Origin of the sequence: Bacillus cereus group sp. MYBK195-1 (assembly GCF_051916605.1) — a bacterium.
GTDB lineage: Bacteria > Bacillota > Bacilli > Bacillales > Bacillaceae_G > Bacillus_A > Bacillus_A cereus.
Map to the genome: position 1 here is coordinate 65,814 of NZ_JBQAGZ010000008.1, position 12,149 is coordinate 77,962.

Here is a 12,149-nt window from a genome sequence, read left to right on the forward strand (position 1 = left end):
TCCATGATAAAAAAGAGTCCCTAAAATAGGGACTCTTTTTTATCATGGAGTAATAACGCTAGCTACCAAATAAATTGGCCGTATCCAGATCTTCATATTCATCTTTTAGTACTGCTTTTTCAGTTGTTGATTCATTTTCTATATGTGTATCTTTAGAAGTAGAATTCTTTTCATTAGATGAGATTATTCTATTTGAATCAGCTACCTCTTCTTCAATTGCTTGGCTTTCTTTTTGAATAGTAAGGTTTGAATTATTTAAAAGTATACGCTTAACATCATTTAAAAAGTCTTTATCTTGAAGTAAAATTTCTTTTTGCATTTGTTGCTGTATCTTATAATCAGCCACGTCTTGTAAACCGTGTTTATCAATAAAATAGCAAACAAGTTTATACAAAGAATCGGCTATATTGCTTTGTGACTCGAACCATTTAAAGAATTCTTCATTCTCAATCTTCTTGAGGTTCCAGAAGAAGGATTCTCTTTTTTTGTCGGACATACTATTTCACCTTTTTTCGAGAAAGAATTTTCTTGATAATTTGCATCCCCTTAGCATTCATATCTACAGCGTATTTCTCTGGAATCCACAATAAGTACATTCCAACTCGCTCACAATACTCTAATAATTGATTATATAATTCATCTTTAAAAGTAATACTTCCCCCACCATACACACATAAAACTTCAGCTTCACTGGCTGTATTGTTTACATATTTTTCATCTGTATCTTCTAGGATTAGTTCAGCTTGTTCCACTTTTGTAATATTAAAGTGGGTTGTTGCCTCTTCATGGTATTTATGATCTATATCTTGAAGAATTTGAGAGAATTGTTGGCGTTTAATGTTTGTGCCACGTTCTTGATTTAATAATTTTACAGCTTCTTCTGTAGCATGACCGACACCACGTCTTTCACCGCTACAAGCATCAATTACGGGGTTCACGCCAACTGTATAGATATACTCAGTTGTTCCATCCCCAATATCAGCATGTAGAATCTTTTTGTTTTTAAAGAAAGAGCCGTCAATTTTTTTGATTTCAAGTTTTTTTGCATATAGTTTAGTGAAATCAGTAAACATCTCCTCTTCCCCTTCAAGAATTGCAAATAACGGAGGAACACCCTCTTGTGTAATGTTTGCACTATTAAATGTTAAGCTAACCGTTACCTGCTCTTCTCCTACATAAACCACTACAACATGATTTGAATTAGTAAAACGCTGTTCTAAATGTTTAGCGTTTACGGGTGTCCATTGGCTTGCTGGGATAGCTGAAATAAGGTCGACAGTCACATTGATTGATTGTGGTAGTTCTTCTGTGCGTTCCCATTCAAGTTGAACTGATTTGTTTGCAATTAATCCTAGCATATTAATTAGAGGCAAATCATCATTGTATTTTTGACCGACTTTAATGTTCATGTTTTTAGGATTTTTCCCTGTTAACATCGCTCGATTACCAATGAAATACATTCCGGATCTTCGAATTGATTTACTAGCAATATTCACGAACATATTATCTACTAAATTAACTACGTTTTTTTGGATGTTTGTCTCTGTAACATTAGGCATTGAGTAAACACTTTGATATACATTTTTCATTTTTATGTATTCACCATTGATGTAACCTTTAAATGAATCGTTCCCAATATCACCTTCTATGTCTATATGAAGAGTTTTGCCTTTTAAACTTGCCATTATACATCACCTCTATGAAATTTATTTCTAATTTATATCTAATAAATATATTATAACCTATAAAACCTTTAACAACAAGGGTTTTATAAGGTTTATGAATAAAAAATATACTTAAAATATAAAATAGATATAAAATAAATATAAAATAAATATAAAATAAATATAAAAATAGATAATAAATCGAGATGTGTTGGGTTGTTTCGGGAGATTTCTGATCTTTTGTATTTTTTAGATATGTATTAGATATCTTTTGGATATCTATAAAATATAAAAGGCGTTATTGGTGGGAGGAATACGTTTGTCGAAGATGCCTTTTAAAATATCATGTTGTTTCTATGGTTTACGAATAGACTATTGATGATATATTTTGGGAATCCAAGGGATATCTAGTGGAATGAGGTATACATTTTAATCAGGAGGAAGAAAATTAGAAAGCAAATAAGATTAATTACGAATATGACTTATACATACTTGAATAGTTAAAATGGTTAGCCGAATAAACGTTATAAAGGTGTTATTTCGGTGTTTGATATTATGTGAACGCTAGGCGTTATTAATGCGTTAAACCCCTTTATATCAACGATTTCAATGTTTTTTATAAACAAATAGCTGATAAAAGAAATGAGATTGGAAGATTAGATGTTTTTTGGTGTAGTAACGCATTGAAAGACGGTTTTAAACTGAGATCTTTACTATATAAGTTTGTTTTTGGCTATTTTGATGATAACTATAACTAAAAGACTAAAAAAGTAGTATGCAAATTAACCCTCTACATATCAAGTTACAATATGTATTTTGTTGTATATGTTCTATTTGTATCTGCAGCACTCCTTTAAAAGAATAGAGAATCTATGAAATTTGATTTGAATATAAAAATTGAACAGGATTAATTACAGATTCATATATATTTGCTAAACAAACGTTATTATGGTGTTTATCTGGCGAACTTAGCAGATGAACACTAGGCGTTTTTAAAGCGTTAAACATTGTAATAGCAACATTTAAAGGTGGTTTTAAAGAGAAAATGGTTTACGTAATGATAAAACCTATAAATTTATTTTTCGAGCTCAATAATAAAAAAGTAGTTTATATAGGCTGTAAAGAATTTCAATTGAAGTATTTCTATATAAAAAATCACATAGATATTAAAGTAGTCTCTACATACATACTTAAATCATAGTGGCAATATAAAGCTATGTTGAAAAGGTGTTTTTTAGGAGGTTCATTGGTAACATACTTTGAAAAATAAAACTACTTTCTGAAGCAACTAATATAATATGATTTGGGATTGGATATATATCTAGGGTGTTAATCGATTTACATACTTTTACTGTTTATAGTAGGAATGTAGTAAGTGATCCTCCGTGAACGCATAGCGTTCACAGAGGATCACAGGAATGCTGGCTTAAAGTTTAAAAGTAAGATATTTAAATAGATAATGAATAACCTTCAGTGCTCTTGTTTTATTTTTGAAATTAACTCTAAATTTTTGTGGTAAGACATCAAATTTTTTAACCAAAATTATATATTTAAGTTTCTTAAGTTACATTAAATACAATAGTTTTATTATATGAACGTTTTAGAAGTGTTATTTAGGCGTTGTTATTTTGTAATGGGGCCTACTTGAATCAATTTTTAGTTGCATATTTACATATTAATTAATTCGATGTTTTTGATGGATAGAGCAGAAGCTTCGGTAAAGAGATAATATGAGTGTAATTTAAAAGAATCTTCTTTTTTATATAAGGAGATTCAAGATAGAAATCTTAGTCCGGAGAGAAGTACGATGGATATAAGCATATGTTTTTTGAAATGAATTACTCTAGTCCAAACAAAATAAAATTCTACAAAAGAAACAAACGAACGGAAATATGGTTATAATAGATGATCAAACAAAAATATCTATAATCTATAGTGGAACGCTGTTTGTAAAGCCTATGAATTAGTACGACTGTTAGATGATACATAAAAGAATTAATGAAAATTGGTACTTCTGTTGAGAATGATGTGGGATTAGGAATAAAAGAAGTCTTTTTATTTATAAAAAAGCTAAATTTGTTCCAACAGTAGAAACTAGCTAATAAAAACAAAACGTATTCTTTTCAGAAGAACGAATGATACTTTGAACTGGCATATGTAGTCTAAAGAAGGCAATAATTTTTTGATGTATCTTAGATGTAATTTCAATAACGTTGGAGTCGAAGGCAAAATGTAATGAGGAGAAAGTTATAGTTATATCTAATCGCATGCTTTAGGCATTTATTTTAGAGGTTTTACGAATGAATTTTTCATTATTATGGCATATTCTATAATAGATATATTAATCAAGGATTAACTAAAAAAATAAATCAATTCATTTCTAGCTTTACAATATAATTATAAAAAAATAGAAAAATTTTATAATGGGATTTATGAGTGTAACGAAAGTTACTATCACACATTGAGGGTTTCATGAACGTTATAAAAACGGTCATGAAACCCTCAGAAAATATTTTTAACACTACTAACAATTTTTTGTATAGGATGTATTTAATATGAGAATACTATTTATGTGAAACTGTGACCTCTTAACAATATTGCGATCTATTTAATATATGAGATTACTGTTTTATCCTGTTTTTCATAATTTCGTCAAGCATGGGACGATAGTTTACAATTGCAATGAGTTTTCTGCAACCAACATCCTATCTTAAGAATTCATAAAAAGCAATATCTACAATTATATGATAACAAGCCAAGCATTTTGGCTTACGTCAATTGGCATACACCTACCACGTTCACATTTTTGAGGAAATGGTTCTTTGTCAGAGATTGATAAAATTTATGCAATAATTTTGAGAGTGCTACTTTTAAGCAACTATGCTTTTAAATGATGTTACCAAATCGAAGATGTTATAAATTTAAATTATTAATCCTAACTATAATCTATAAAGGTTAAGTGAATATTTTAAGGTATCGGGATTCTTGGAGAATCTAAACGTTATCAAAGTGTTATTTTAGTGTTTATTTTCACGTGAACGCTATCCGTTATTTTACCGACTAATCCCTTAACTACAACGTTAGGAGTTATTTAAAGAGTGTTACACCTAACAGATGTATGAATAAATAAAATAAGGATTCATATGATGTTTTGTTCCATTTGAATGATAAAAATAAAATATATCTATACATAAATTAGTATTCTATATATTACTTAATTATTATAATATAATATATTTTATAATTAGTACTAAATGTTATAAAAACAATTTCAACTAAATGAAGTAAAAATATATCGTATTAAATTCTTTAAACAGGGATCAACTTGCAAGGAGCAAAGTATAATCTTCCAAGGGCGTATTTCAAGAAATCCACTAATTTTAGCTGTGTTATAGATGTTCATGAGAGTTTCATTCTTATAACACACATTATGATAAAGGTATTAACACAAGTTTAAATCATAAGAAGGAAGTATTTTATTTATAAAGTATATGAATTACGAGAATAGCCACCTAACAAATAAGAAATGGAGTGTCTTTTTATTTAATAATCTTGCATCTCCAAACATCCTTACAGGCTGTTTGAGGCGCAAGATGTTTAATACTGTAGGAATAAAAAAATGAACGCTTACGAAACGTTAATTTAACCATTCGTAAAACGTGAACGCATAGCGTTCACAAGGAATTCGGCACATTAATATTATACGTTTAGATATATTTATATCTAAACGTATAATGTGGCTTTAGGATAGATATGTCTTATTTAACAGTGTTGATAACGCGTATAAATTAGTAATAATGAACGCTGCGATGGTATGGTGCTTTTTTATCATTACAAATCTTAAGATGTATCCTAAGTTAATGTTAAGCTTAATATAACAAATACAATCTGATAAATTTATTAAAGTAGGCTGGAGATATATGAAGTATCTTTGGAATCCATAAGGCAGGACAAAGGGATAAGTAGTTGTGATTATGCTAAAATCTTTTTAACTTAAGTGTTATTAAGTGTTTTTTATGTGAACACTACCCGTTTTTTTGGCGTTTATCTCTTTAATATCAATATCCTGAGTTGTTTAAAGGATACAATATATGCTAAAGCAATATATAAAATCTGATAGGGTGTATCAATTAATAGTCCATAATAAAGCTGGATGTTTCTATGTTGTACTAATTAATGAACGTTATAATAACGACCCTGACTATGCTATATATGTTATAAAGTATTTTAAGCAAGTGGTATGAAATAAAGTAGTTGCTAAATTAAAAATAGTTGATGTTAGTAGACTATGTTCGAAGTATGATTACGGAAATATAGACATTAATTGGCGTGTTCTTCCTATGGCACATATCTTATTAGCAAAGTTTTAAATTATAAGAGCGATAAGAATCGTCTAAAAGGCCTAGGAGCTATGTGATAGCGGCCTAACAAATTAAAGAATGGAAAATTTTCTTTGTTTAGTGTTTTGAACTTGAAACGATCTGTAAGGATATTAGATGGCAAGTATTTTAATACAATAAAAAAACGCTATGAGCGCTTACAAAACGTTAATTTAACGTTTTGTAAATAATGAACGCTATGCGTTCATTAGAGATTCAGTGCATAAATATAGTAGTTTTCCTTTAAGGACGACATAATGTAACTTTAGAAGTAAAAGATATGGCCTTTAATAATAGCGTTTATAACGCATAGGATTTAATAATAATGAATGCTGTGATTGATGACATTTATATGAAAAAATTTAGTCTGGCAAAATGAATTAAAGAAGACTAGAAAAAACATGGAGTTTCCTATACAGGTTTATTATGTGGTTAAGAAATTAGAGGATTTGTCAATCTTACCTAAAAATTGACAAAGTAAACACTTAACTAATTTTAGGAAATAGGATTAACATGTTTTTTTTAGCGATATAAAGAGTTTTTTGAATCCATAAGAAAGGTCCAATAAGATATGTTAAGAAAAATATATTGGACAACTGAGTACCTAGTATCCTTGAGGTAATGGATACCTAAGTACAGAAGCCAAACGGTTTCTAATTCAGTAGGCTATCCCGATAGTTCTTATGTTTAGCTTCATTTCTAAGATTGAGCGCTGTGTTACGATCTCTATCATGACGTGTGCCACAATAAGGATAATCCTACTCACGAATGTTTAGATTTTTAGCATCTATGTTTTTATAGTTGCAATTGGAACATAATTGACTAGAAGCAAATGTTTTAGATATTACAACTAATTGTTCACTACACCACTTTACTTTATATTTCAACATTGTTTGAAATTGTGACCAAGACATGTCACTAATCGCTTTTACAAGCTTTCTATTTTTGAGCATACCACTGAATTATAAGTATTCTTTACCAATGACATGATGCTTTTTGATGATTTTAGTAGAAAGTTTATGTAATTAATCAACCCTTATAATAGCATCATGTATCACAGGCTATTTATTCTAGTTAGGATTAGTAACACAAGTTGTAAAAAACTACACTCTTCGAAATTTAACAAGAAAAAACGTATCATAGAATTTTTTTTTACAAAACTACATATTCGTGTTGTAAGGATGAGCAAAAAAAAAACGGTAGCTACCGCTTTTTTTGCTCAATTAGATATATTTGATAAAAAACGTATATCTGATTTAATTTAAATTAAATAAACGTTGAATGAACGTTTTTTTGGTGTTATCTTGCTGTTCTTGGCGATCTTCATTTAATAGTTCAATTGCTTTATCCAGTTTTTCTTGTAATAACTGAATCTGTAGATCTTTGTCTTCTTTTTCTGAGCGTTCCTGTAATAACAATTTAATGATATCTTGGTTTTGTTGTACAATTTTATCTTGTTGCTCAAGCATGTGAGAAAATTTTTCTTGAATCATCAAAATATCAGTTTCTGAACGTTTTCTGAGCGTTACTTGAACTTCATTTTCCTCATGAACGCTATCCGTTTTCTGAGCGTTCTCTTCAGTATTTTCCATGCTTTCCATACTTCTTGTTGCAGCTTCTTCTAGTTTCCAGTTTTGATTTAAGTATTCTTTCATTTGCTTTAAGATATCTATATCATTCTCATAGTAAATTCGTTGATTACGCTCATTTCTTTCAAATATATATTCCATTTTTTCTAGTTCAATTGACCATCTGCGAAGTGTATTGGTGTTTATATCTAGTTGTTTTGCTACTTCTTGTGCAAAATATCCATATTCCAAACTTCACACCTCCATTATTTGTATGTTAGATATTGATTCGTTCTTGAAAAGATCTTTCCTTTAAGAGTAGAAATTTTTATAGGCAGCCATCTAATCATTTGTACTCATATCAGTTTGTTTGTATACATACTTATATATTAAGTCAGTCTATACATCTAGCGTTAATATTTTTCCAACAATGAACGCTATTCGTTCTAATAGCGTTCATTGTTGGAAGTGAACAAGTATTTATACAACATTAATGTACATAGGAAACTATTTTAAAACTAACTATTAATATTAGAAGTTTGTTGCTGATATAAGAATTTTACTAGATATTTGCAATAGAATCAAAGCTTTCATTAATAGAATTAGCAATTAAGTACGGTTTTTATAGTACATATGCCTAAAAAGCTTTATTTATATGTGAACGCTATGCGTTAAAGTAGCGTTTTATTGTTGTATGAAAGCATGTATAGGTATTGTTTGAATTTTTAAAAGATGCTGATATTATTTGTTGGGTTTTGAATCTCAAACAGGGTTATTTTTATAAGTGAAAAGTAATGAGGATATTGGGAGATGAAATATATTAATTAAATATTAAATAATCATAGCTAAAAAAACTTAATTTGAGGTTTCATTTGTATTAGTATGGACCAGATTTCTGAATAATATACATTATAAATTTGATATGAAATGTAGATGTGTATAGGAAGATGAAAAGGGGGGCAATAAATCTAGACGTTTATTAATCTTACTAGTAATTAGGGTGAAGGATTTCAAGAGTCGTTAAAAGTAATAGAACAGATGCTAGAACAAAATGTAGATTGTACTATAGTTGAAGAGGGGGACGAAGACGCTTGTATAATGAAATCAGTTGTTAAGACAATTCGTAAAATAAGTTATTATACCTTTTAAAGAGTGAAATCAATGAGTACGAAGATTTTAAAGAACATAGGTAATTTAGAAAAAGTTAATTCAATATTATTGAACAATTTTGATGAATAACAAAAGACCAGTGTAGTTATATAACCAATAGAATCATATTTTAATCGATTGTTTAAAATATGAATTATGCCAAATTATATAAAAAGTTAGGGAATCTTTTAGAAAATATGCTAAGCCTCCCTAAAAAGTTACAAATAGATGCAAAGTACTATATTTAATAAATCTTGTTTTAGAAATTAAAATAAATAAAAACATTAGAATTAATATTTGGGCCATAATGGTTATTGTATCAAGGTATTGGAGATTTTTACTTAGTAAATTTCTAAGTAAATAGTTTAGTAAATAATAATTGAATATACTGTATTCATAAGGTTTAAATTTTATAGTTGAATTAAAAAGAAAAAACTATAGTACATAGAAAATATATATGATTTATGAGTTGTTTAATTGAAGACCAACAAGGTCATAAAGAACTATAGGAAGACATTACAAATAGCCTTGCTGTATATGTTTTTTTTCAGCAAGGCTATTTGTAATTGGATTTTTTTGATTTTAATCGTGTTCTTCTAGAAAATTATAGAAAACAAATGTATGACTATTAGTTGTATCTGAGAGTGACCTTGTATTTTGTGCATTACGTTTTCTACGTTCTTGCTTCTGTTTAGATTTTTGATTAAACATTTTTATGAAATGTGCAGGATTACTGTTTTCAGCTTTATTAAACTGGAACCATTGCACACATTCTTCAAAATCCTATCTTGTGTAGCGATCAATATCCGGTGGCAATCTTAAAACAATTGTATACGCATCATTTTCAGATAGGTATGTTAGCTCTTGACTCAAAATGTAGTAATACGCTCTTTTCTGATCTTCACTCAAATAATCATTTAATTCTTGTAATCTATTATTTTTTCCTTGTTTCTCATGATTGACAGCAGGTTTTGATTGCTCTTCAATGCTGAAAAAATCTAAGGAAGGTGAAGGTTTAAAATTGTTTTTTTGCATAAATTCAAGATTTGTTACATCAGAGTTTTTACTAATTTTGTTCTTTAAAAATCTAGTAAAAGTAGCACAAACATCAATTGCTACAGCCCATTTTATCTTGAAATATTCAACAATCTTTAAATAGTTATTATGTATTGTTAAGATGTAAACAGAGGGGGCGATCTTTCCATGTCGTCTTACCTTTATTTGTTGGCATACTCCTAAATCTTGCAGCCAATTAAAAACGTAATTAATAATAGGTTTTGAAATTCCAGATTTTTTGCTGATGTGTTCTTGTCTAACTTGACTATAGCCTTCTTGTACTAAATAAGATAAAACAGTCTCTAAAGCTTCGTATTTCCTTTTGGTAAGATAATCTTTTGTGGTAGCACCTTCACACTCTAGGACAATACTATCAATATAAGAAATTATTTTCTTGATTTCTTGATTGATAGCTCCAGGAGTTTTAGATAAGTGATGAATGTGGGGACTTAGTTCCGCTTTTGCTCGACTTAACAAAAAGTTTCGTGAAATCACAAAAAAACCTCCTATTTCTCCCACTAAACACATACAGAAAAAACATGGAAAAATAGAGGTTCTTATTCACATTAAATTCACCTTATGTTATAATTATCGTCATAAGTGAACATTAAAAATGTTAAATAAGACCCTTGCTATTCTAGGAGTTTTAAATTGGTTCATGTCGCCAAACTAGAGACCAATTTAAAACTGAGTATAGTGGGGTTTTTTTTCTGTCTACATATTAAAAAAAACATTTTTTCTTCAAAATACAATCTTTCTTTTTATCTTATATTGTTATTAAAATAATATCAATCCCCTCAAGTAGCCTTTGTTATCCTATCTGTAAAAAACATGTGGATTTATTCACGCTAAAAGCATATCTGAATTTAAAAGTTTGTATTTTCTTATTATTTTTTAATTTTCTGATAAATAAATATAAAATTTTTATAATGAGCACTTTACACATAACTATAAGACCTTCGTGTTAAAATATTTCTAATTATACAATTTATGAGAAAAATATTAAGTTATATAATGACAAGTTTTGATTACCCGATTATAAAAATTAATTATTAACCTCCAAGAATATATCAAAATACTACACTATAGATTAAAATGTCTTTTAAATAATTTATATTGGGTGATACGTCTTGTGCTTGGAAGGGGGCTTTACATTGAAGAATTTAATGGGGAAATTGTCGAAAATTAAAACTGAAAAGAAAATAAGTAGTAGACAACTAGCAAAGGAAATTGGAACAAGTAAAACAACAATTGATAACGGACTTCAATGTAAAACAGAAGAGTTTAAATTTGAGATTTTCTTAAAGTTAGTTCAAGCCATTTGTGATAGTTCGGAAGAGCAAGGAAAAATCATTCATGAATATATTCTTCTTTGTAAAACACCATTAAATGTACAAAAAGCATTATGCTATTGCCAAGCAATGGGAGAATACAAATTAATAGCAGATATTATAGAAAAACATTCAGATACAAAAGGATTAAAGAAGTACTTAGCGGTTTATAAAATACAGAACAAAAGGAATCAAAACATAGCAAGAGGTCAGCAACTATTGGATGAGATGTATGTTAAAGATTTCTCTTCAGATACAGTGTGCCAAGCAGCCTTAAACATTTTATATATGGAAGCTATGTATGATAAGCAAAATTATAATGCTGTTATCCCTTATGCTGATCGCACAGATGTTATTTTAAAAGAAGTAAAACAAGAGTACGTTAAGCAATGCTTGGAAATGAAATATAAAGAGCGTTTGGCTTATATATACTTAATGAGAAATGACTTAGAAAGATGTCGCAATACATGCTATGAAATTCTGGATTCTGAATTAGATATTTCTATTATTAAAGCTACAGCGTGGTGTTGTTTAGGAGAAAGTTTCACATTTGAATGCCCATCTACAGCTGAGAAGTATATTAAGAAAGCTATTTCTCTTTGTGAAAGTATTCAAGTTCCACAAAAAACACAAAAATATGTAGCGTTTCATACTACACTAGCGCATTTATATATAGAAAATGGTGTTAATTTGGATGAGATAAGATTTGATCTTATTCATTTATCTGAGAAAGCTTTTTTTGAATGTATGCATGGTGATAGGGAAACAGGAATTAAGCTATATGAAGAACTGAGAAAAGATGGCAAAAATTTCACGGCTTTTCAACAGTATTCGTTTTCGAAAATAAATAATGATATAATAGGATTAAAAGAATCGTTAGAATCTTTTGAATTGACAGGTAATATCTTTTATTCGCAATACGTCAAGAAAGAGCTATTAAAAGAAGAGGTGAAGTCAAGTGAATAAATTTTTAGCGGTTACGTTATATACCGTAATGCTATT

Annotated in this window: 4 protein-coding genes and 2 pseudogenes; 1 reads left to right on the forward strand and 5 read right to left on the reverse strand. The window is 28.8% G+C overall.

Annotation, left to right across the window (positions count from 1 at the left end):
- Positions 1 to 58: 58 nt before the first annotated feature.
- The 5 genes and pseudogenes from ACTFRY_RS24565 to ACTFRY_RS24585 form a co-directional block, all read right to left on the reverse strand.
- Positions 59 to 496: a hypothetical protein gene (locus tag ACTFRY_RS24565; protein ID WP_001280892.1), complete on the reverse strand. Its 438-nt coding sequence runs from the start codon at positions 494 to 496 to the stop codon at positions 59 to 61.
- Position 497: 1 nt separating this feature from the next.
- Entirely contained in the window at positions 498 to 1,685 is a 1,188-nt protein-coding gene (locus tag ACTFRY_RS24570) for a ParM/StbA family protein (RefSeq protein WP_000157614.1), read from the reverse strand.
- Positions 1,686 to 6,696: 5,011 nt separating this feature from the next.
- Positions 6,697 to 7,068, reverse strand: a pseudogene (locus ACTFRY_RS24575) (RNA-guided endonuclease TnpB family protein); the annotation flags it as partial.
- 231 nt (positions 7,069 to 7,299) lie between these two features.
- Positions 7,300 to 7,863: a MerR family transcriptional regulator gene (locus tag ACTFRY_RS24580; protein ID WP_000455692.1), complete on the reverse strand. Its 564-nt coding sequence runs from the start codon at positions 7,861 to 7,863 to the stop codon at positions 7,300 to 7,302.
- Between the two features lie 1,479 nt (positions 7,864 to 9,342).
- Positions 9,343 to 10,311, reverse strand: a pseudogene (locus ACTFRY_RS24585) (Replicase RepFR55).
- A 671-nt stretch (positions 10,312 to 10,982) separates the two neighbouring features.
- Here ACTFRY_RS24585 and ACTFRY_RS24590 point away from each other — a divergent pair.
- On the forward strand, positions 10,983 to 12,113 hold the full coding sequence (locus ACTFRY_RS24590) for an AimR family lysis-lysogeny pheromone receptor (protein WP_086424307.1): 1,131 nt from the start codon (positions 10,983 to 10,985) through the stop codon (positions 12,111 to 12,113).
- Positions 12,114 to 12,149: the final 36 nt, after the last annotated feature.